Origin of the sequence: Paracoccus sp. MBLB3053 (genome assembly GCF_031822435.1) — a bacterium.
Lineage (GTDB): Bacteria > Pseudomonadota > Alphaproteobacteria > Rhodobacterales > Rhodobacteraceae > Paracoccus > Paracoccus aurantius.
The window spans coordinates 2,350,891-2,370,918 of the sequence record NZ_JAVQLW010000001.1; the positions used below are offsets into that span (position 1 = coordinate 2,350,891).

22 protein-coding genes, 1 pseudogene and 1 riboswitch are annotated in these 20,028 nt (G+C 62.2%); of the genes and pseudogenes, 21 read left to right on the forward strand and 2 right to left on the reverse strand.

The window, feature by feature from the left end; all coding sequences use genetic code 11:
• The first annotated feature begins 3 nt into the window (after nt 1–3).
• From RGQ15_RS11745 to cobJ, 3 genes are read left to right on the forward strand one after another with little or no spacing between them, the layout of a single operon-like run.
• The gene (locus RGQ15_RS11745; RefSeq protein WP_311160412.1) at nt 4–633 is read left to right on the forward strand and encodes a precorrin-8X methylmutase; all 630 of its coding nucleotides are present in this window, start codon (nt 4–6) and stop codon (nt 631–633) included.
• Nucleotides 630–1,358, forward strand: a complete 729-nt coding sequence (locus tag RGQ15_RS11750; protein WP_311160413.1) for a precorrin-2 C(20)-methyltransferase — start codon at nt 630–632, stop codon at nt 1,356–1,358. The genes RGQ15_RS11745 and RGQ15_RS11750 overlap by 4 nt, the downstream gene beginning before the upstream one ends.
• Complete coding sequence (cobJ, locus tag RGQ15_RS11755; protein WP_311160414.1) at nt 1,355–2,107, forward strand: precorrin-3B C(17)-methyltransferase; 753 nt, start codon at nt 1,355–1,357, stop codon at nt 2,105–2,107. The genes RGQ15_RS11750 and cobJ overlap by 4 nt, the downstream gene beginning before the upstream one ends.
• On the opposite strand, the gene RGQ15_RS11760 is transcribed toward cobJ, so the two are convergent.
• Nucleotides 2,080–2,832: a cobalt-precorrin-6A reductase gene (locus tag RGQ15_RS11760; protein WP_311160415.1), complete on the reverse strand. Its 753-nt coding sequence runs from the start codon at nt 2,830–2,832 to the stop codon at nt 2,080–2,082. The genes cobJ and RGQ15_RS11760 overlap by 28 nt on opposite strands.
• Between RGQ15_RS11760 and cbiE the strand changes: the two genes are divergently transcribed.
• The 15 genes from cbiE to RGQ15_RS11835 all read left to right on the forward strand — a co-directional run bounded on the left by cbiE (nt 2,831) and on the right by RGQ15_RS11835 (nt 17,228).
• Complete coding sequence (gene cbiE / locus RGQ15_RS11765) at nt 2,831–4,030, forward strand: precorrin-6y C5,15-methyltransferase (decarboxylating) subunit CbiE (RefSeq protein ID WP_311160416.1); 1,200 nt, start codon at nt 2,831–2,833, stop codon at nt 4,028–4,030. The two genes, RGQ15_RS11760 and cbiE, sit on opposite strands and share 2 nt — an antisense overlap.
• The gene (locus RGQ15_RS11770) at nt 3,985–4,395 is read left to right on the forward strand and encodes a cobalamin biosynthesis protein (RefSeq protein WP_311160417.1); all 411 of its coding nucleotides are present in this window, start codon (nt 3,985–3,987) and stop codon (nt 4,393–4,395) included. Before cbiE ends, RGQ15_RS11770 begins: the two co-directional genes overlap by 46 nt.
• A complete protein-coding gene (cobM, locus tag RGQ15_RS11775; protein ID WP_311160418.1) occupies nt 4,392–5,186 on the forward strand; it encodes a precorrin-4 C(11)-methyltransferase in 795 nt (264 codons plus the stop codon). The genes RGQ15_RS11770 and cobM overlap by 4 nt, the downstream gene beginning before the upstream one ends.
• A complete protein-coding gene (locus RGQ15_RS11780; protein WP_311160420.1) occupies nt 5,179–6,501 on the forward strand; it encodes a cobyrinate a,c-diamide synthase in 1,323 nt (440 codons plus the stop codon). Before cobM ends, RGQ15_RS11780 begins: the two co-directional genes overlap by 8 nt.
• A 48-nt stretch (nt 6,502–6,549) precedes the next feature.
• A riboswitch (cobalamin riboswitch) is annotated at nt 6,550–6,737 on the forward strand.
• Between the two features lie 56 nt (nt 6,738–6,793).
• Entirely contained in the window at nt 6,794–7,468 is a 675-nt protein-coding gene (locus RGQ15_RS11785) for an energy-coupling factor ABC transporter permease (protein WP_311160421.1), read from the forward strand.
• Nucleotides 7,469–7,538: 70 nt separating this feature from the next.
• Complete coding sequence (gene cobF / locus RGQ15_RS11790; RefSeq protein ID WP_311160422.1) at nt 7,539–8,288, forward strand: precorrin-6A synthase (deacetylating); 750 nt, start codon at nt 7,539–7,541, stop codon at nt 8,286–8,288.
• Between the two features lie 133 nt (nt 8,289–8,421).
• Nucleotides 8,422–9,882 carry an alanine/glycine:cation symporter family protein gene (locus RGQ15_RS11795; protein WP_311160423.1) on the forward strand — a complete coding sequence of 487 codons (1,461 nt, stop codon included), beginning with the start codon at nt 8,422–8,424 and terminating at the stop codon, nt 9,880–9,882.
• 222 nt (nt 9,883–10,104) lie between these two features.
• Entirely contained in the window at nt 10,105–11,379 is a 1,275-nt protein-coding gene (locus RGQ15_RS11800; protein ID WP_311160424.1) for a solute carrier family 23 protein, read from the forward strand.
• Nucleotides 11,380–11,699: 320 nt separating this feature from the next.
• Entirely contained in the window at nt 11,700–11,897 is a 198-nt protein-coding gene (napE, locus tag RGQ15_RS11805) for a periplasmic nitrate reductase, NapE protein (protein WP_311160425.1), read from the forward strand.
• Between the two features lie 7 nt (nt 11,898–11,904).
• Nucleotides 11,905–12,399, forward strand: a complete 495-nt coding sequence (locus RGQ15_RS11810) for a ferredoxin-type protein NapF (protein ID WP_311160426.1) — start codon at nt 11,905–11,907, stop codon at nt 12,397–12,399.
• Entirely contained in the window at nt 12,389–12,637 is a 249-nt protein-coding gene (locus tag RGQ15_RS11815; protein WP_311160427.1) for a chaperone NapD, read from the forward strand. Before RGQ15_RS11810 ends, RGQ15_RS11815 begins: the two co-directional genes overlap by 11 nt.
• 5 nt (nt 12,638–12,642) lie before the next feature.
• Nucleotides 12,643–15,150 carry a periplasmic nitrate reductase subunit alpha gene (napA, locus tag RGQ15_RS11820; protein WP_311160428.1) on the forward strand — a complete coding sequence of 836 codons (2,508 nt, stop codon included), beginning with the start codon at nt 12,643–12,645 and terminating at the stop codon, nt 15,148–15,150.
• Nucleotides 15,150–15,620, forward strand: coding sequence for a nitrate reductase cytochrome c-type subunit (locus RGQ15_RS11825; RefSeq protein WP_311160430.1), 471 nt, complete (start codon nt 15,150–15,152; stop codon nt 15,618–15,620). The genes napA and RGQ15_RS11825 overlap by 1 nt, the downstream gene beginning before the upstream one ends.
• 1 nt (nt 15,621) lies before the next feature.
• Complete coding sequence (locus RGQ15_RS11830; RefSeq protein ID WP_311160431.1) at nt 15,622–16,308, forward strand: NapC/NirT family cytochrome c; 687 nt, start codon at nt 15,622–15,624, stop codon at nt 16,306–16,308.
• Nucleotides 16,309–16,913: 605 nt separating this feature from the next.
• Entirely contained in the window at nt 16,914–17,228 is a 315-nt protein-coding gene (locus tag RGQ15_RS11835) for a hypothetical protein (RefSeq protein ID WP_311160432.1), read from the forward strand.
• Nucleotides 17,229–17,292: 64 nt separating this feature from the next.
• On the opposite strand, the pseudogene RGQ15_RS11840 reads toward RGQ15_RS11835, so the two are convergent.
• Nucleotides 17,293–18,062, reverse strand: a pseudogene (locus RGQ15_RS11840) (IS30 family transposase).
• A gap of 186 nt (nt 18,063–18,248) precedes the next feature.
• Between RGQ15_RS11840 and RGQ15_RS11845 the strand changes: the two are divergent.
• The 3 genes from RGQ15_RS11845 (at nt 18,249) to RGQ15_RS11855 (ending at nt 20,003) form a co-directional block, all read left to right on the forward strand.
• Nucleotides 18,249–18,803 (forward strand): thioredoxin family protein, encoded by a 555-nt coding sequence (locus RGQ15_RS11845; protein ID WP_311160433.1) that lies wholly within the window; start codon nt 18,249–18,251, stop codon nt 18,801–18,803.
• Complete coding sequence (gph, locus tag RGQ15_RS11850) at nt 18,800–19,489, forward strand: phosphoglycolate phosphatase (RefSeq protein ID WP_311160434.1); 690 nt, start codon at nt 18,800–18,802, stop codon at nt 19,487–19,489. Before RGQ15_RS11845 ends, gph begins: the two co-directional genes overlap by 4 nt.
• An 85-nt stretch (nt 19,490–19,574) precedes the next feature.
• Nucleotides 19,575–20,003 (forward strand): protein tyrosine phosphatase family protein, encoded by a 429-nt coding sequence (locus RGQ15_RS11855; RefSeq protein ID WP_311160435.1) that lies wholly within the window; start codon nt 19,575–19,577, stop codon nt 20,001–20,003.
• Nucleotides 20,004–20,028 lie beyond the last annotated feature (25 nt).

A 20,028-nucleotide genomic window follows, 5' to 3' on the forward strand; every position in this document is an offset into this window, starting at 1 on the left:
AGCATGCCCTATGTATATGAAACCGACGGCGCGGCGATTTATGCCGAAAGCTTCGCGACGATCCGCGCAGAGGCGAGCCTTGGCCGTTTCGACCGCGACGAGGAGCAGGTTGCCGTGCGCATGATCCATGCCGCGGGCATGGTCGGCCTTGAGGAACATATCCGTTTCTCGCCGGGCATGGTGGTTGCGGCGCGCAAGGCGCTGGAAGCCGGCGCCCCGATCCTTTGCGACGCGCGCATGGTCAGCGAGGGGGTCACGCATAAACGCCTGCCTGCTGCGAATGACGTGGTGTGCACATTGCACGATCCTGACGTGCCCGATCTTGCCGCGCGGCTCGGTACCACTCGATCGGCCGCCGCACTTGAATTGTGGCGCCCCCGACTTCAGGGCGCGGTCATTGCGATCGGCAATGCCCCGACCGCGCTGTTCCACCTGCTTGAGATGCTCGAAGATCCGTCCTGCCCACGTCCGGCCGCGATCATCGGCTGCCCGGTCGGCTTTGTCGGGGCGGCTGAATCCAAGGCCGCGCTTTGGACGGCGCAACCGGTCGGCTGCCTCATCGTGGAAGGTCGGCTTGGCGGCAGCGCCATGACGGTCGCTGCGATCAACGCCATCGCGAGCCGCAGCGAATGACCCCGGGCACGATCCATGGCGTCGGGCTTGGACCCGGTTCCCCCGATCTGATGAGCGTGCGCGCGGACCGCCTGGTTCGCGGCGCGCGCCATGTCGCCTATTTCCGCAAGGCCGGTCGGGCAGGGCGCGCCCGTGGCATCGTCGAAGGCATGCTGCGCCCCGACGTGATCGAAATCGCCATGGAATATCCCGTCACGACGGAAATCCCGCTGGATGATCCCGCCTATAACCAGACGCTTTCCAGCTTTTATTCCGAGATCACGAGCAGGCTTGCCGACCTGGCCCACGCGGGCGAGGATGTCGTCGTGCTGTGTGAGGGCGACCCGTTCTTCTACGGCTCGTTCATGCATCTTTACACCCGGCTCAGGGATAGCGTGCCGATCAAGATCGTGCCTGCGATCACCGGAATGTCGGCGGCCTGGACCGCGACCGGCATTCCCGTCACCTGGGGCGACGATGTCCTTTCGGTTCTTCTTGGCACCATGTCGGAAGATGAACTGACCCGCCGCATGGCGGATGCCGATGCAATCGTGGTGATGAAGGTGGGCCGCAACCTGCCCAAGGTACGCGCGGCGCTCGGGCGGGCGGGTAAACTTGATCGGGCCTGGCTCGTCGAATGCGCCAGCATGGCGGCCGAGCGGGCCGTTCCCCTGGCCGAGGCGGGCGATCGGACCGTGCCCTATTTCTCGATCGTGATCGTTCATGGCCAGGGGCGGCGGCCATGATGGGTTGGGTTGCAATAGCCGGCCTCGGGCCGGGCGACGAGCGGCTTGTCACCCCCGAGGTTTCGGCGGCCCTGTCCGATGCAACGGATATCGTGGGCTACATCCCTTATGTCCGGAGAGTTCCGGCGCGTCCGGGGCTCACACGACATGAAAGCGACAATCGCGTCGAACTCGACCGGGCACGCCATGCGCTGGAACTGGCCGCGTCCGGCCGGCGGGTCATCGTCGTCAGTTCCGGAGATCCCGGAGTCTTCGCCATGGCCTCGGCCGTGTTCGAGGCGATCGAGGCGGGACCGCAGCATTGGCGCGAGCTCGATATCCGTGTCCTGCCCGGAGTAACGGCCATGTTGGCGGCCGCTGCCCGTGCTGGCGCCCCCTTGGGGCATGATTTCTGTGCAATCAATCTCAGCGACAATCTGAAGCCATGGCCGGTAATCGCGCGTCGCCTTCGTCTCGCGGCCGAGGCCGATTTCGCCATGGCGCTTTATAATCCGCGCTCCAAGTCGCGGCCGGACGGGTTCGGTCATGCCCTCGAGGTCCTGCGCGAATCCTGCGAAGCCGAACGGGTCCTGATCTTCGCGCGGGCGGTCTCTACCCCGGATGAAAGGCTCAAGGTCGTCCGCCTGGCTGATGCCCGGCCAGAGATGGCCGACATGCGGACCGTCGTGCTTGTCGGATCTTCGGCGACGCGGGTCATCGAAAGATCAGGCGGCCCCTTTGTCTATACCCCGAGATCGGCGTCGGCATGAAGCCAGTCGATCACCATCCCCACGTCATGCACCTCGGTCACGTCGGGCTTTGCCGGCCGGTCGATCATCAGGACGGGCAGCTGCAGGGACCGGGCAGCCGCGATCTTGGCGTAAGCGCCCGTTCCGCCAGAGTTTTTCGAAACGATCAGGTTGATGTCATATTTGCGCATCAAATCGCGATCGGCCTCAAGGTCGAAGGGTCCTCGCCCCAGAATGACATGACAATGCGGAAGTGGAAGTGTCGAGTTCGGAGGGTCGACCAGTCTCAGCAGATAGTAATGCTGCGGACAGACGGCAAATTCGGCAAGATGCATCCGTCCGACGGCCAGCATCACGCGCATCGGCGCACGGTCAAGCGCTGCGACGGCGGCTGGCATGTCGGGCACGTTGATCCAGTGATCGCCGTCGATGTGCTGCCATTCTGGGCGGGTCAGCCGCAGCAGGGGAATGCCAAGTGTCCCGCAAGCGGCATGGGCGTGTCGGCTCATCTGGGCCGCGAAAGGATGCGTCGCATCGATCACATGGCTGACGCGCTTGGCCCTGAGATGCGCGACCAGCCCGTCGATGCCACCAAACCCTCCGATCCGCATCGGAAGCGGTTGGGCGAGGGGGGTTTCCACCCTTCCCGCAAGAGAGACCTTGCCAGATATCCCCTCTGCCGCCAATCGACGGGCCAAGGCCGAGGCCTCGGCCGTGCCGGCAAGAATGAGGACATTCGGACGCATGGGTAGAACTCCGTGGCTGACCATTATCGGTCTGGGTGAAAATGGACCGGAAGGCCTGTCATCGGCAAGCCGGGTTGCGCTTGGAGAGGCCGAGGTGGTGATGGGACCGCCCCGCCACCTCGCTCTGCTGCCCGGGCTGAGCGCCGAGCAAATCGAATGGCCAGTGCCGTTTTCCGAGGGAATCGAAATACTGATGGTGCTGCGGGGCCGCAAGGTCGTGGTGCTGGCTTCGGGCGATCCGTTCTGCTTTGGCGCGGGGTCTGTCATTGCGCAGGGGCTTCCAGCCGATGAGTGGCGGGCGTTTCCGGCTCCGTCGACCTTTTCGCTGGCGGCGTCGCGGCTGGGCTGGCCGTTGGAGCGGACAACCTGCCTGGGGCTGCATGCCGCGCCTGTCACCCGCCTGCGCCCGCACCTGATCCCAAACCGCAGGGCGATCGTTCTGCTGCGAGACGGAAAGGCGGTCACCGAACTTGCGCGCTACATTTCCGGCGAGGGTTTTGGCGACAGTCGGCTGCACATCCTCGAAGCGCTGGATGGACCGCGTGAACGGATCACCTCGGCGCGGGCAGATGCCATGCCGAGTGTGGATTTCCTGCATCCGGTCGCCGTCGCGATCGAACCGGCCGGATCGGGCAAGGTCATTCCGCATTGCTCGGGCATAGCCGATGATTTCTTCGAAACGGACGGCCAGATGACGAAGCGCCCGATCCGTGCACTTGCGCTATCGGCATTGGCGCCACGGTCCGGGGAACTGCTTTGGGACATTGGCGGCGGGTCCGGCTCCATCGCCATCGAGTGGCTGCTTTCCGATCCGGAGACCCAGGCGATCAGCATCGAGCCGCGTGCCGACCGAGCCGGGCGGATCGCGGAGAATGCGCAAAGACTTGGCGTGGACCGGCTTCGTGTCGCGATCGGATCGGCACCCGAGGCGCTTGACGGTCTACCACGCCCGGATGCGGTTTTCATCGGCGGGGGTCTTTGCAAGCTTCTGCTCGATGACCTGCGCCAGCGGCTGGCCCCTGGAACCCGGCTTGTCGCTCATGCCGTGACATTGGAATCCGAGGCTTTTCTGGCGGAATGGCATCAGAAGCTTGGGGGGGATCTCTTGCGCGTCGAACTGGCGCATTCGGCCCCGCTTGGCACGCGGCGGGCATGGAAGGCGGCCTTTCCCGTCGTGCAGTGGCAGGTCCGGCTGTGATCGTCGCCGGTTTCGGATTTAGATCGAACGCCAGCGCCGAAAGCCTGGCAGACGCCTTTCGCCAGGCTGCGGATGGCCGTGCCGTCGCCCTTGCCGTGACGGCGGAAGACAAGGCTTCATCTGACGCATTCCGCCAATTCTGCGCGACGCTCGGCATCAGCGGCCGTGGGATAGACGCCGCAACCCTGGCCCGACAGAAGCCCGCGACGCGTTCGGCTGCCTCGATCCAGGCCCGCGGGCTGGGCAGCCTTGCCGAAGCTGCCGCGCTGGCGGCGGCCGGACCGCAAGCAAGACTGCTTGGGCCTAGGGCGGTATCCAGCGATCGAATGGCCACATGTGCCCTTGCCGAAGGAGGCGGATCATGACCGTACATTTCATCGGAGCCGGACCTGGCTCTGCCGATCTTCTGACCCTGCGCGGACGCGATCTGATCGCGGCCAGCCGGGTCTGTCTTTACGCCGGGTCGCTGGTTCCCGAAGCGGTGCTCGGGCATTGCCCGCAAGGCGCGCGGATCGTGAACACGGCCCCGATGGATCTCGACGGCATCATGGACGAGATCCGGACGGCCCATGATGCCGGGCACGACGTCGCGCGGCTGCATTCCGGTGATCTTTCGGTCTGGTCGGCCATGGGCGAACAGATCCGGCGGCTGGAGAACCTGGGCATTCCCTACAGCGTCACGCCCGGAGTTCCGTCATTCGCTGCGGCGGCGGCGGCCCTGGGTGCCGAACTGACCTTGCCCGGAATTGCCCAATCGGTCGTCCTGACCCGGACACCGGGCCGGGCCTCGTCAATGCCGGAACGGGAAAGCCTCGCCGCTTTCGGCGCCACGGGCGCGACGCTTGCCATCCATCTGTCGATCCAGAACCTGTCTCGCGTGGTCGAAGATCTAGTGCCTCATTACGGTGCCGATTGTCCCGTGGCCATCGTCTGGCGGGCAAGCTGGCCCGATCAGAGGATTGTCCGAGCTCGGCTTGAAACGATCGAAGCGGAAATCGGCCAGGGCATCGAGCGGACCGCGCTTATCTTTGTCGGGCGCGCGCTTGGCGCCTCGGATTTCTCGGAAAGCCGGCTTTACGCAGCCGATTACGATCGCCGCTATCGTCCGCAATCCTCGGAAAGCCGGTGGGCGAACTGGACCGCTGGCGATGACTGATACGGCATTTCCTCCGGGCATCATGGCTTCCGCCCCGTCTTCCGGCACCGGCAAGACGACGGTCATGCTTGGGCTTTTGCGGGCGCTGACCGAAGACGGGCTTTGTGTCCAGCCCTTCAAGTCCGGTCCGGATTATATCGACCCGGCATTTCACCGCGCGGCAAGCGGACGCGCGTCGTTCAATCTCGACAATTGGGCGATGGATCAGTCCTTGCTGGGGGCAATTTCGGAACAGGCGACCGGGGCAGACATCTGTGTCGCCGAAGGCTCCATGGGTCTTTACGACGGCGTCGCCACGCGCGGTCTTGCGGGCTATGGATCCAGTGCCGAGACAGCGCTGCGCATGGGTTGGCCTGTCGTCCTTGTCCTTGATGTGAGCGGGCAGGCCCAATCCGCCGCGGCTACCGCGCTGGGATTTGCCCGATACTCGCCGGAACTGCCCTTTGCCGGCGTGATCCTGAACCGCGTCGCCAGCCCCCGTCACGAAAGGTTGGCCCGGGTGGGGATGGAAAAGACGGGCATCCCTGTTCTTGGTGCGCTACCGCGTCGCGGTGACCTGACGTTGCCCGAACGGCATCTGGGTCTTATCCAGGCGGTTGAGCATCCCGATCTCGAAGCGGCGATCTCGGGCTATGCCGCATTCCTGCGCGAACATGTCGATCTGTCGGCGATCCGCGCGGCGGCCTCCTCTGGGCCTGCGCCCGCGCCGGGCAGGCTGCCGCCTCCGCCCGCCCAAAGGATCGCGCTGGCACAGGATGCGGCATTTTCCTTCACCTATCCGCACCTGCTCGAGGGCTGGCGGAATGCGGGTGCCGAGATCATGCCGTTTTCGCCGCTAGCCGATGACCCCCCCGATCCCGCGGCCGATCTGGTCTGGTTGCCGGGCGGCTATCCCGAGCTTTATGCCGGTCAGATCTCCTCGGCCCGGAGATACACGGAAGGCCTGCGAAAACATGCGGCAACCCGTCCAGTGCATGGCGAATGCGGCGGCTACATGGCGCTGGGAAAGGCGCTGATCGACAAGAACGGGCAGGCCCATCCCATGGCGGGGCTGCTCGGGCTTGTCACATCCTACGAAAAGCGCCGACTTCATCTTGGCTATCGCCGCGCAGTTCTTGCTGCGCGGATGCCGGGTCATCTGCCCGAAGCGGTGCTGCGGGGGCACGAATTCCACTACTCGACAATCATCGAACAGCCGGACCCGCCGCTGGCTGCGGTGACCGATGCGGACGGCAACCCGGTCCCCGAGACGGGATCACGACGCGAAAAGGTCACCGGAACATTCTTTCACATGATTTCCGCCGAGACAGCGTAGCCGGTTATTCCCGCACGGCATTTGAACTTGCCGAAAAAGGTCGCGGCTGAGATAGTCGGGCGCGACGGTGCCGCCGGACAGCGGCTGAAAAGGGAACCGGGTGAAGGACCCGGACTGCCCCCGCAACTGTGAGCGGAGAGCGCTTCGGCAGACCACTGGCCCCTTCAGGGGCTGGGAAGGGCCGGGTGGCGCGGTGACCCGCGAGTCAGGAGACCTGCCGTCGGATTCGACCTCATGCCGCAATCGCGGCGCATCGGTCGCCGGAGGGGCGATCCAGAAAAAGGACAACGGAATGCATATTGAACCTGGGATCGTGGACAGCGCAAAGATGGTCTTTGCATATGCCACCGCCGCCGGTGCCGCTGCCTATACCGCGCGGATTGCCTCGAAGGATATCGGGCTGCATGGCGCGGCGTCGCTGTTCGTTCGGAGCCTGACTGCCGGGGCGGCGACATTCGTTTTCTTCGAAGTCCTGCCGCATTTCCCGGTTGGCGTGTCCGAGGTGCATTTCATCCTGGGAACCACGCTTTTCCTGATCCTGGGTGCCGCTCCGGCGGCCCTGGGGCTTGCGCTCGGGCTGCTCGTCCAGGGCATGTTCTTCGCGCCGACCGATCTGCCGATGTATTTCGTGAACCTCACGACGCTTCTGGTCCCGCTTTTCGCGATCGAGCAATTGGCCCGACGCGTCATTCCCATGGATACGGCCTATGTCGATCTGAAATATGCCGATGTTCTGAAGCTGTCGCTGGCCTATCAGGGTGGGGTGGTCGCCTGGGTTGCCTTCTGGGCGATCTATGGCCAGGGCTTCGGCATCGAAAATCTGTCTTCGGTCGCAAGCTTCGGCGTTGCCTATATGCTGGTCGTGCTGGTCGAGCCGATTGCCGACCTGATCGCGCTTGCCGCCGCGAAGGCCATGCGCCCCACGGCGCCGAACCGTTGGGTCGCACAACGGCTTTACACGGCCTGAGCCCGACAAAACCCGTTTTCAGCCGGGCCCGCTCTGTCGGGTCCGGCCTTTCCATACATAAAGGCTCGTCATGCAGGATCTGTGGCTTGTAGGCATCGGCACGGGCAATCCCGCCCATGTCACCTTGGAGGCGGTCGAGGCACTGCGCAATGCAACTCTGATCCTGGTGCCCCGCAAGGGCGCTGGCAAGGAAGATCTCGCTGACCTGCGCCATGACATCCTGGCTCGCATCGGCGTGTCAGCGGCCGTGATCGAATTCGACATGCCTGTCCGGGATGAAAACCTGCCCTATGTCTTGCGGGTGAATCGTTGGCACGATCAGATTGCGGCGATATGGGCGCGGACAATCGCCGAAGCACGTCCGGAAGGCGGCCCGGTTGCGCTGCTTGTCTGGGGTGATCCGGGCCTTTACGACAGCACGCTGCGCATTGCATCAAGGCTCGATCCGCGCCCCCGTATTCGGGTGGTGCCCGGCATCACGGCGCTTCAGGCACTGACCGCGGCCCATGCGATTGCATTCAACACGGTGAACGGCGCGGTCACCGTCACGACTGGCCGCAGATTGCGTGACCACGGCTGGCCGATCGGGGCCGAGACGGTCATCGTCATGCTGGACGGCGAATGCAGCTTTCAACGGTTGAACCCGGCAGGGCTGCATATCTGGTGGGGTGGATTTCTGGGCATGCGACAGCAGGTGCTGGAATCCGGTCCCCTGGCCGAGGCAACGCCCCGGATCTTGAAGGCGCGTGCCGAAGCACGCGAAAGGCACGGCTGGATCATGGATACATATCTTCTGCGGCGTGACACCGTCAAAGGCTGACCCCGCCCAGCAGCGCTGCACGGATTATGCGCGCAGGCGGGGATTCATGGGCCGCCACCTTTCATATGTCTTGACAAATTCAGTGCAACGGCATGGATAACGCCGACCGCAAAAGCATTTGAAGGAGGGCGTCGTGGACAGTTTGGAAAGCTTTCTAGGACAGGTCGGAGGCATCGTCTGGGGTCCCTACATGCTGATCCCGCTGCTGCTGGGAACGGGCCTCTATCTGACCGCGCGACTTGGCGGCATCCAGATCGTGCGGCTTGGCGCCGCCCTGCGTCTGGGCCTGCTGAAGCGTCATGACGATGATGCAGAGGGCGATATCTCGCAGTTCGAGGCGCTGACCACGGCAATGGCTGCAACCGTCGGCACAGGGAATATCGTGGGCGTGGCGACAGCGATCAGCGTGGGCGGTCCGGGCGCCCTGTTCTGGATGTGGATGACCGCGCTTTTGGGCATGGCGTCGAAATATTCCGAGGCTTTTCTGGGCGTGCGCTTCCGCACGACCGACGAGGTCGGCGAAAAGAACGGTGGGCCCCAATATTATCTCGAGCGTGGCATTCCGAACGCCTTCGGAAAGTTCCTTGCATTGTCCTTTGCGATCTTCGCGGTCTGTGCCTGCTTCGGCATCGGCAACATGACACAGGGCAACTCGATCGCCTCGAACCTTGAGCGGAGCTTCGCGCTGCCCACCTGGATGACCGGGCTGGCGCTTGCGGCACTGACGCTGGTCGTTCTCGTCGGGGGCATCAAGACGATCGGCAAGGTCACCGCCGGTCTCGTTCCGGCGATGATCCTGTTCTATGTGCTGGGTGCGCTCTATATCCTGCTCGTCAATATCGGATCGGTCCCGGCCGCCATTGGCCAGATCTTCGGCTCGGCCTTCAGCGGCAGTTCGGCCGTCGGCGGCTTTCTTGGCTCGACCATCATGATCGCGGTGCAATACGGCGTCGCGCGCGGCATCTTCTCGAACGAATCCGGCATGGGCTCTGCCGCGATCGCCGCCGCTTCGGCCCAGACCACGCATCCGGTCCGTCAGGGCCTGGTCTCGATGACCCAGACCTTCATTGATACGATCATCGTCGTGACCTGCACCGGCCTTGTCATCATCACGACAGGCGTCTGGCAAGAGGTCGATCCGCAGACCGGGCAGCAGATCTCGGCGGCGATCATGACTGGCCAGGCCTTCAGCCACGGTCTTCCGGGCTCGTGGGGACACTGGATCGTCACCATCGGCCTTGTGCTTTTTGCCTATTCGACAATCCTTGGCTGGGCGTATTACGGCGAGCGCAACATCGAACGCCTGCTTGGTCATGGCGCGGTGATGCCGTTCCGGGTGCTCTTCTCGATCGTGGTGTTTCTGGGCTGCACCGTGCAATTGGGCGTGGTCTGGAATTTCTCGGACGTGATGAACGGTCTCATGGCTATTCCGAACCTGATCGGCCTGCTGATCCTCTCGGGGCTGATCGCGCGCGAAACGCGGCATTATCTGAAGCACGATCCGCGACTGGAGGCGAGCAGGGCCGAAATCGAGGCCTTCATGGCGGGCGATCCCGGCTGGGAGGAATGGAAGATCAGCGAGCGGCAGCGCTGAGATTTCGGCGCGTTCGACTGAACGGTTTCATCATCGGAATGGCCCGGCACTTGCCGGGCCATCGCCGTTTCATGGATATCGGCAATGATGCCGATTGCCGGAAATGACGAGACGTTCTGGCCGAAAAAGCCTGCCTGATGCGCAAGCATGGTCCGAATGCTCTGGCATTTTCCGCGCCGCTTACCCATTAGCTTCTCGACAAGACAAATTCCGAGAGACGTGATGGGCTATTTTCCTGACTGGCGCCCCGCATCGGGCGCCACGGTTCTGCCAGACGAAAAGCTTCCGATGGCCGCCGCAGTGCCGATGAGCCTGCAGCACCTGTTGGCGATGTCCGGCTCGACCATCCTCGCTCCGCTGATCATGGGGTTCGACCCCAACGTCGCGGTCTTCTTTTCGGGGATCGGCACGCTGCTGTTCTTCTTCATTACCGGTGGACGGGTCCCGAGCTATCTGGGTTCATCTTTTGCCTTCATCGCGGTGATCATGGCGGCAACCGGCTTTGCGGGCGGCGGTCCGAACCCGAATATTCCGGTGGCCCTTGGCGGGATCATCGCCGCGGGTCTGATCTATGCTCTGATCGGGCTCGTCGTCATGGCAATCGGCTCGGGCTGGGTCGAGAAACTGATGCCTCCGGCCGTCACGGGGGCCATAGGGATGGCCATCGGCCTCAACCTTGCTCCCGTTGCGGTAAAGCAACTGGCCGGCACCGCGACACATCTCACGATCGCCTTGCTGACCGTGCTTTGCATGGCGCTCGTCTCGGTCTATGGACGTCAGGGAACCCGCCGCATCGCGGTGCTGATTGCACTGATCTTCGGCTACGCCCTGGTCCTCGTTTTCGGGAACCTTCTGCAGTTCGTTCCGGGCATTGATTTCTCGGCGGTGGCCGCAGCGCCTTGGTTCGGCATGCCCCATTTCGTCGCGCCGCGCTTCGAATGGGGGGCGATCGGCCTCATCGCCCCTGTCGCGATCGTCCTCGTGGCCGAGAACCTTGGCCATATCAAGGCGCTTGGTTCGATTACCGGCCAGAACATGGACCGCTATATCGGCCGAGGCTTCCTGGGCGACGGTCTTGCCACGATGCTGGCAGGCGCAGGCGGCGGGACGGGCGTCACCACCTATGCAGAGAATATTGGCGTCATGGCGATGACCAAGGTCTATTCGACGCTGATCTTCCCCATCGCCGCCGCAATCGCGATCCTGCTGGGGCTTTCGCCGAAGTTCGGAGCCATCCTGCAGACGATCCCCGCACCGGTTCTGGCAGGTCTGGCGGTTGCTGTCTTTGGACTTATCGCATCGGCCATGGCGCGGATCTGGGTCGACAACAAGGTTGATTTCTCGGACCCCCGCAACCTCTTCACCGTCGGGGTCGCCCTGATCTTCGGTGCCGGGGACTTCACAATCAATATCGGCGGCTTTGCCTTGGGTGGCATCGGCACGTCGACCCTTGCCGCTCTGGTCCTGTACCAACTGCTGGGGATGGTGCGAAGGTAAGCCTGGCTCTCATGCGGCCGTCATGGCCCGTCGCCGAAAGGCGCGGGCCATTTTCATTTCCGGATGACGAAATCCGCTCGGCAAGCGGAGGACCCACGCGGAAAAGCTGATCACAAAGGTTGGAAGAGCGATCGAAGACCTGGTCTTTGCCTGGCACGGGAAACATGCAAATTAGACATATATGCTGCCAGTTGGCTGGATAAGTTCAGCCAACACATATTCGCGAACATTGGCCTTTCCGGCTCGTGCGCGTGCTGCTATGGTTGTTTCGTTACTGAAGCTTTCGACCAATACCCATTTGCCGTGCCAAGGGGGTAGACTTGTCAGACGCTCACGACAGAACTCAGGTAAATCATTTCTCTCGCGGACAGCGGATACGGGAGTTGGCCGTGTTCTTGCTGCTGGCATTTGCGATCTGGCCGATCATTTCGGTCGCTTTCGTCGGGGGCTATGGGTTCCTGATCTGGATCTACCAAATCTTCGCAGGACCACCAGGCCCACCATCGGTCGGGCACTGATCCGGATATGCCAGCCGCCGCCAGCATATCCCGCCGACAGCTTCTGAAGGGCAGGGCGCAGCCGAAGCCCTTCGAGCCAAGGCCGCCCGGGGTCGATCCGATTTCGGTCGCGTCCTGCACGGGCTGTGGCGAGTGCCTTGAGGTTTGTCCCGAGCGAATTCTTGCATTGCGGGATCTGCGGGTCGTTCTGCTGCCCGAGATGGGCGAGTGCATTTTCTGCGGCAAATGCGCCGAGGTCTGTCCCGAGCCGGTCTTTTCCGAATCTCGCCTCATGGCGCATCTGGTGGACATCTCGGGCGATTGTCTCGCCAGGGCGGGGATTACCTGCATGACCTGCCGCGATGCCTGTCCCGAAGCGGCAATCTCGATGCGACCGCGGATAGGCGGTCCATTTCTGCCGGTTCTTGATCCGGAGCTTTGCAACGGCTGCGGTGCCTGCGTGGCGCCCTGTCCCAGCCAGGCGATAACCGCGATTCCAAGGGAGTATTCGGATGAAGGATGACGTCTGGCATGTGTCCTCGGCGGTTGTCAGCGTGATGCCGGGCGCCATGGAAGCCGTGCTTGCGGAAATCGGTCAGCACCAGAATGTCGAGGTGCATGGTCGCGACGAACGCAGGGTGGTCGTCACCATTGAAGGTCGCAGCAGCGGCGAACTTGGCGAAAAGCTTACTCAAATCAACCTGATCAACGGAGTTCTCGGCGCCAATATGGTGTTCGAACATGCCGAGAAGCTGGAGTAGAGAAGATGAGTCTTGATCTGACCAGACGGAACTTGCTGAAGGCACATGCTGCTGCACTTGCCGCTTCTGCGGCCGGACTTCCGGCCTCGGTTCTGGCGCAACCCGTGCCGGGGGGCGTCGAGGCTTTGCAGATCAAATGGTCGAAGGCGCCATGCCGGTTCTGCGGGACCGGTTGCGGGGTCATGGTCGGGGTCAAGGATGGCAAGGTCGTCGCCACCCATGGCGACATGCTGGCCGAGGTGAACCGGGGACTGAACTGCGTCAAGGGCTATTTCCTTTCTAAGATCATGTATGGCGAGGACCGCCTCACCACACCTCTGATGCGCAAGTCCGGCGGCGTTTTCGACAAGGATGGCGAATTCGAACCGGTCACTTGGGACGAGGCCTTCGACACCATGGCCGCGAAGGTGAAGGAAGTGCTCAAGGAAAAGGGGCCCGAAGGCGTCGGGATGTTCGGTTCAGGGCAATGGACCGTGCTCGAGGGCTACGCCGCAACCAAGCTGATGCGCGCTGGCTTCCGTTCGAACAATCTCGACCCGAATGCCCGGCACTGCATGGCCTCGGCCGCCGTGGCCTTCATGCGGACCTTCGGCATCGACGAACCGATGGGCTGCTATGACGATTTCGAGCATGCCGATGCTTTCGTGCTCTGGGGTTCGAACATGGCCGAGATGCACCCGATCCTGTGGACGCGCCTTGCGGATCGCCGCCTCGGCACGCCGGGGGTGAAATGCGCGGTGCTGTCGACCTTCACCCATCGCTCGATGGATCTCGCGGATATCCCGATCGTCTTCAAGCCGGGAACCGATCTCGCGATCCTGAACTACATCGCGAATTACATCATCGAGAAGGGCGCTGTGAACCAGGACTTCGTCGACAATTACACCACCTTCGTGAAGGGCACGACCGATATCGGCTACGGGCTGCGCCCCGAGCACCCGCTTGAGCAGAAGGCGACCGGAGTCGCCACCGCGGACAAGATGGAGCCCGCAGATTTCGAGGCCTACAAAACGCTCGTCTCGGAATACACGCTGGACTACACCAGCAAGCTGACCGGGGTCGAACCGGGCTTCCTCGAAGAGCTGGCCGCGCTCTATGCCGATCCCAACAAGAAGGTCATGTCACTTTGGACCATGGGCTTCAACCAGCATGTCCGCGGGGTCTGGGCGAACCAGCTGCTTTACAACATCCACCTTCTGACCGGGAAGATTTCCGAGCCGGGCAACTCGCCCTTCTCGCTGACCGGCCAGCCCTCGGCCTGCGGCACGGCGCGCGAGGTCGGCACATTCGCCCACCGCCTGCCGGCCGACTTGGTGGTCACGAATCCCGAACATATCAAGCATGCCGAAGAACTGTGGAAGCTGCCGCATGGGCTTCTGAACACCAAGCCCGGCTTCCATGCCGTGCTGCAGGACCGGATGTTGCATGACGGCGTGCTGAACTTCTACTGGATCCAGGTGAACAACAACCTGCAGGCCAGCGCGAACAGCTCGGGCGAAGCCTATCCCGGCTATCGCAATCCCGACAACCTGATCGTGGTATCAGATGCCTATCCGACGGTCACGGCGATGGCCGCCGACATCATCCTGCCCGCTGCCATGTGGGTCGAGAAAGAGGGCGTCTATGGCAATGCCGAGCGGCGCACCCAGGCCTGGCACCAGCTTGTCGACGCGCCCGGCGATGCGAAATCGGACATGTGGCAGATGGTCGAATTCTCGAAGCGCTTCACCACGGACGAAGTCTGGCCCGCCGAGATCTTGGAGGCTAATCCCGAATACAAGGGCAAGACGATCTACGAGGTCTGCTTTGCCAACGGTCAGGTGGACAAGTTTCCACTGACCGAGATCCGCGAGGATTACGCCAACCCCGAGGCGCAGGATTTCGGCTTCTACATCCAGAAGGGCCTGTTCGAGGAATATGCCAGCTTTGGCCGCGGCCATGGCCATGATCTGGCCCCCTATGACACCTACCAGAGCGATGAGGTCCGGGGCCTGCGCTGGCCGGTCGTCGACGGTGAGGAAACGCTGTGGCGCTTCCGCGAAGGGCTCGATCCCTATGTCGAGGCCGGAAAGGGCGTGCAGTTCTACGGCAACGCGGATGGCCGCGCAAAGATCATCGCCGTGCCCTACGAGCCGCCAGCCGAAAGCCCGGATGAGGAATTCGATTTCTGGCTGGTGACGGGCAGGGTGCTCGAACATTGGCATTCCGGCTCGATGACCATGCGGGTGCCGGAACTCTACAAGGCATTCCCGGGGGCAAAGGTCTTCATGAATGCGACCGACGCACGCGAGCGCGGTTTCAATCAGGGCATGGAGGTAAGGGTCATCTCGCGGCGCGGAGAAATCCGTTCTCGCGTCGAAATCCGCGGCCGCAACCGGATGCCCAAGGGCGTGATTTTCGTGCCCTGGTTCGATGCAAGCCAGCTGATCAACAAGGTCACGCTGGATGCCACGGACCCGATCTCGAAACAGACCGACTTCAAGAAATGCGCCGTTAAGATCGAGGCCGTATGATGAAACCGCTTCGGACCATCCTTGCGATTGCTCTGTGCTGCGTAGCCTCCATCGCCGCAGCCCAAGGGATTTCAGAAGAGCCCCCAGAACTGACCGGCCCCAAACCGGATCCGATGGAGTCGATCTCGGCCGCCCCGCTCGAGCGATATGTCACTGATGACGTGCGTCAGATGCGGGCCTATCCCGAGCAGCCACCGATCATCCCGCATTCGATCGAAGGCTATCAGCTTTCGGTCAATGCAAACAGGTGCCTCAGCTGCCATAAACGCGAGAATTCGCTTGGAACAGGTGCGCCGATGATCTCGATCACGCATTACATGACGCGAGAGGGACAGATGTTGGCCGATGTCTCTCCGAGGCGATATTTCTGCACGCAATGCCATGTGCCCCAGGCGGATACAGAGGCGCTGGTGGAGAACACCTTCACCGACATGGCCGAGATGGGTGCGCAAAGCGCGGGGGATCAGTGACATGCACTGGATCCTCAAGCCATTCAAATGGTTCTGGCGCATCCTCTGGACGCCGGCAGGCACTTTGGGCCTGGGTTTCCTGACGCTAGGCGGCTTTGTCGGCGGCGTGCTCTTCTGGGGCGCCTTCAATACCGCGCTGGAAAAGACCAATACCGAAGCCTTCTGCACCTCCTGCCACGAGATGCGCGACAATGTTTATGAAGAACTGGCGCACACGGTGCATTTCTCGAACCGTTCGGGGGTGCGTGCGTCCTGTCCGGATTGCCATGTGCCGCATGAATGGAGCCACAAGATCGCCCGCAAGATGCAGGCCTCGAAAGAGGTCTGGGGCAAGATCTTCGGGACGATCGACACCCGCCAGAAGTTTCTCGAGAAGCGGATCGAACTTGCCCAGCACGAATGGGCCCGCCTGAAGTCGAATGACAGCCTTGAATGTCGCAACTGCCACTCATCCGTGGCGATGGATTTGTCGAAACAGGCGCCACGGGCGGCAAGGATCCATAGCGAATACCTCCTCACCGGAGAGCGCACCTGCATTGACTGCCACAAGGGCATCGCCCATGAACTGCCTGACATGAGCGGGATTGCACCGGGATGGACCGTGCCCAAGGAACTTGAGGGCACCAGCCCCGTATCAGATCGCGAGGAAATTCAAGGCTATCTGATACAGAATTCGCACGAGGGGTAAACGAGGGAATTCCCTTCATCACAACAAGCGACCTCAGTGTCTCAGAAATTGCATGGCACTCGACCCGGATGCGCCCCTGCAAAGACGCGAGGGCAGGGTCAAGCGGTTCGAACCAAGCGTGCTGGCAGAAGACACAGGCCGATCTGCCTTCCGGCTCGCCTTTTGACGCGGCATGCTGACGGGTAAACCCTTGTGTTGGCGTTCGCCTGGTCAACAGGTTGCGATGACGGCCATCTAGAGATGTTGCGTGGGCGGGGTGGTTGTGGTTTGGCGCGTGCCGTCCCGGGCCGCTCTCTCTGGGCAATGCCGTGGGACGGGGCCCGGCGGGTCGGGACAGGTCGCGACCTTGCGGGTCGCGTCGTCATTTCTCGGGATGCGTGACAGCGAGTGCCTCTCCCTGCGGCGCGCTTGTCGAGCCAGCTTTGCCGCCCCGGCGACCGCATTCCGGTCGGCGTATGACGGGTGCCTTGCTCCTCGACCGGCCCGATCTCGGACGCAGTCGCTTCCTGTTGGGGCCATGATATAGGCCAGTGGCTCGCTCGACCGCTTGTGCTTGGCGATGGTGGCATGCTCGTCGACTTCCAGATGTATTTCCGGCGCTCGCAATGCCCCGGAAGGCTGCGGCCGACCTGGCGCTGGTCGCGATGGACGCGCCCGCCCGGATGCGACGTGGGTTGCGATGCGTGCCTGTCGCGGCGATGTCCGCGGCCGAGGATATGGGCCTGGGACAGTACGGCGGGCATGCGCAGGCCAAGGGCAGGCCGTGGCGGTGCACCGGCTCATCCGGCCTCGACCTCTTCGAGAACCGACATTCCTTTCAGATCACGCTCGCTCATCATCCCTCATCCCATGCCCGTTTTCCGATTTCGGCCCAACTGCTTCAATCGGGAAACCGTGACATTCCTGAATGGGAAATGTGAGACATTCTGGCGTTGCGGCTTTGGGCTCCATTCCTGATCCGCCAGTCTCGCGGGGCAGGGCTCATCACGGTGTCTCCAGTCTGGAAAGCTCATCTCGGAAAGCCTCAGCCGATATCCGGCAGCCGAGGCATTTGCGGGGCGTTGAATTGAGTCGCTGGCCAATCGACCTCAGTGATCGATTTGTCAGGGCCGCCGGTTCGATCGAGCGGGGCAGGTGCTTTCGGAGCCTTCGGTTGGTATTCTCGACCGTTCCTTTCTGCCACGGCGCTTGCGGGTCGCAGAACCAGCTTGCGGCTCCGATCCCATCTTGCAGTCGCCAGGCGGAAAACCCGGTGCCACGGTCAAAGGTAATCGATTGGCGGGCCTCGGCGGGCAGAGGGGCCAGACCTGCGATCAGGGCTTCCATCATGGGCTCGGAGTGGCGGTCTTCATTGCGCATGACGACCGTGTAGCGGCTGACCCGTTCGACCAGAAAGGCGACATTCACCTTGCCGCTTTCCTTGCGGAGCATCATCAACAAGCCGCATGCGTCCCGCGATGCGCTCGGGCGACCAACCGGACTTGAGCGCGTCTTCGACCTTCAATTCAGGATCGATGACGCGCTTTCGGTGCCGCGCGCGACGCCGTTCGTACATGGTCTCGCATTCACGGCAAAGTCGCCGCTAAACTGCGGAAGTTCGCTATCCAGGAACATATTTCGCTTCACTTCCCGGGAGATCGTCGATGGCGCTCGGGCCAGTCGCTCGGCGATTTCCGGCACCGGCATTTGGCTTCCCGCCATTTGGCAATGTTGCGGGGCTCTTCCAAACTCAAATGCGGATAGTGGCGAGGCATTCATCAATCTCAGTGCAAAGGGCTGTAATCATACAGATTTTGCACTTCTTTTGTGAATCCACCGGCTTCACAAAGGAATCCGGATAATCTGTATTATGTCTCCATATCTCCGACTGGATGGTGTTCTGGTCTGTCTTTCATTTAGAATGACTCGTCCGGATCCCGGATTTTCTCGAAAGGAATGGCATGCCGGTCAGTTCGACAACCTGTGAGTTTGGTGCCCGCGCGCCTGATTTCCTGCTTGCGGATACGTCGGGGCGTCTGTTCCGCTACGCCGACATTGCCGGTCCGCGAGGCAGTCTTGTGATGTTCATCTGCAATCACTGTCCCTATGTGCAGTCGATCGTCGATCGGATCCAGCGCGACGCGGCTGCGCTGCAGAAGATTGGTATCGGCGTGGTTGCCATCTCGTCGAATGACGTGGAAACTTATCCACAGGACGGACCCGAAAAGATGCGGATCCTTGCTGAGCACCATGGCTTCACATTCCCATATCTTTACGATCCGACACAGGAAGTCGCCCGAGCCTATGACGCGCAATGCACCCCGGATTTCTTTGGATACAACGCCCGATCCGAGTTGCAATATCGCGGACGTCTCGACAGTTCGGGAAAGAAGCCAGCCGAACCCGACGTGCGTCGGGAGTTGTTCGAAGCGATGGCGCTTATCGCGCAAACCGGTCAAGGTCCGCGCGAGCAGGTTCCATCCATGGGCTGTTCGATCAAGTGGAGAAGTGAATGAATACCTGTCTCGCGCCATGCCCCCTGGTTTTCGATCTGGACGGGACTCTGCTCGACAGTGCCCCCGACATTCATGCGACCGTCAATGCCGTACTTCGGACACAGGACGTGCCGCCGCTGAGCCTGGACCGGGTGCGCAGCTTTGTCGGTGGCGGCGTCGACATCCTCTGGCGCAAGATCATCTTGGCGACGGCCTTGCCCCCCGAGGCGCAGGGTGATCTCGTCGCATCCTTCATGGCACGCTATCACCATGCAACGGCGTTGACCCGACTTTATCCCAATGTGCTGGAGAGTTTGGGCGTGCTTGCTGATCGCGGCCATCCGCTTGGTATCTGCACCAACAAGCCGCTTGGCCCCGCGCGAGCCGTGCTCGAACATTTCGGCCTGATTTCGCTGTTCGGGGTCGTCATCGGCGGGGATTCTCTGCCACAGAAAAAGCCCGATCCAGCGCCTTTGCATGCAAGCCTTGCGGCACTCGGATCGGACCCCGCTCATCCGCGCGGGATCTATGTCGGTGACAGCGAATTCGACGCCGAATGCGCCGCGAATGCGGGATTGCCCTTTCTGATCTTCAGCCGGGGATATCGCAATACAGCAATCAGCGACCTCTATCACTCGGCAGAATTCGATAACTTCGCGCATCTTCCCGGCCTGGTCGAACAGCATGCCGAATTGGCGCGGGCGTGACTGCCGTGTGACTTGACAGCGACGGCAAAGCCGTCGATCGGTCGCGCATCTCAAAGAAACAGCGACGCAATCCAAGGAGTAGCTAATGGACCTGCGCAGCCTCACGCCCGAACTCTCGGTTTCCTCTCAGATCCGTCCCGAAGAACTGACCGCGCTCGCGGCCGAAGGCTTTCGTGTGGTGATCAACAATCGCCCCGATGCAGAAGTTGGCCCTGACGAGAATGGCGAGACGATGCGCGCCGCTGCCGAAGCTCTGGGAATGGAATATCGCGCGATCCCATTTGTGCCGGGCCAGGTCACGCCTGACATGGTCGAGGCTCAGGCCGAAGCGCTCGCCCTGCCCGGCCGCAAGATCGCTTACTGCCGTTCGGGCAACCGTTCGACCGTGCTCTGGGCGCTCAGCCGTGCCGGTGAAGAGCCGACGGCCGAATTGCTCGAAACTGCGGCGAAAGCGGGCTACGATCTGAGCGGTGTCCGTCCGCTGATCGAGTCGATCGCCACACACGGCCGCTGATCGGCGCGCGAACGCGATTGACGCT

What these genes read in the sequence shown, in the direction of transcription:
- RGQ15_RS11780 (WP_311160420.1), top strand. Translation starts at nt 5,179, where the DNA reads ATGACTGATACGGCATTTCCTCCGGGCATCATGGCTTCCGCCCCGTCT.
- napA (WP_311160428.1), top strand. Translation starts at nt 12,643, where the DNA reads ATGAGTCTTGATCTGACCAGACGGAACTTGCTGAAGGCACATGCTGCT.
- RGQ15_RS11770 (WP_311160417.1), top strand. Translation starts at nt 3,985, where the DNA reads ATGGAAGGCGGCCTTTCCCGTCGTGCAGTGGCAGGTCCGGCTGTGATC.
- RGQ15_RS11760 (WP_311160415.1), bottom strand. Translation starts at nt 2,832, where the DNA reads ATGCGTCCGAATGTCCTCATTCTTGCCGGCACGGCCGAGGCCTCGGCC.
- gph (WP_311160434.1), top strand. Translation starts at nt 18,800, where the DNA reads ATGAATACCTGTCTCGCGCCATGCCCCCTGGTTTTCGATCTGGACGGG.
- RGQ15_RS11810 (WP_311160426.1), top strand. Translation starts at nt 11,905, where the DNA reads ATGCCAGCCGCCGCCAGCATATCCCGCCGACAGCTTCTGAAGGGCAGG.
- cbiE (WP_311160416.1), top strand. Translation starts at nt 2,831, where the DNA reads ATGGGTAGAACTCCGTGGCTGACCATTATCGGTCTGGGTGAAAATGGA.
- RGQ15_RS11745 (WP_311160412.1), top strand. Translation starts at nt 4, where the DNA reads ATGCCCTATGTATATGAAACCGACGGCGCGGCGATTTATGCCGAAAGC.
- RGQ15_RS11855 (WP_311160435.1), top strand. Translation starts at nt 19,575, where the DNA reads ATGGACCTGCGCAGCCTCACGCCCGAACTCTCGGTTTCCTCTCAGATC.
- RGQ15_RS11800 (WP_311160424.1), top strand. Translation starts at nt 10,105, where the DNA reads ATGGGCTATTTTCCTGACTGGCGCCCCGCATCGGGCGCCACGGTTCTG.
- cobF (WP_311160422.1), top strand. Translation starts at nt 7,539, where the DNA reads ATGCAGGATCTGTGGCTTGTAGGCATCGGCACGGGCAATCCCGCCCAT.
- cobM (WP_311160418.1), top strand. Translation starts at nt 4,392, where the DNA reads ATGACCGTACATTTCATCGGAGCCGGACCTGGCTCTGCCGATCTTCTG.
- RGQ15_RS11825 (WP_311160430.1), top strand. Translation starts at nt 15,150, where the DNA reads ATGAAACCGCTTCGGACCATCCTTGCGATTGCTCTGTGCTGCGTAGCC.
- RGQ15_RS11750 (WP_311160413.1), top strand. Translation starts at nt 630, where the DNA reads ATGACCCCGGGCACGATCCATGGCGTCGGGCTTGGACCCGGTTCCCCC.
- cobJ (WP_311160414.1), top strand. Translation starts at nt 1,355, where the DNA reads ATGATGGGTTGGGTTGCAATAGCCGGCCTCGGGCCGGGCGACGAGCGG.
- RGQ15_RS11815 (WP_311160427.1), top strand. Translation starts at nt 12,389, where the DNA reads ATGAAGGATGACGTCTGGCATGTGTCCTCGGCGGTTGTCAGCGTGATG.
- RGQ15_RS11835 (WP_311160432.1), top strand. Translation starts at nt 16,914, where the DNA reads ATGCCCCGGAAGGCTGCGGCCGACCTGGCGCTGGTCGCGATGGACGCG.
- RGQ15_RS11830 (WP_311160431.1), top strand. Translation starts at nt 15,622, where the DNA reads ATGCACTGGATCCTCAAGCCATTCAAATGGTTCTGGCGCATCCTCTGG.
- RGQ15_RS11785 (WP_311160421.1), top strand. Translation starts at nt 6,794, where the DNA reads ATGCATATTGAACCTGGGATCGTGGACAGCGCAAAGATGGTCTTTGCA.
- RGQ15_RS11845 (WP_311160433.1), top strand. Translation starts at nt 18,249, where the DNA reads ATGCCGGTCAGTTCGACAACCTGTGAGTTTGGTGCCCGCGCGCCTGAT.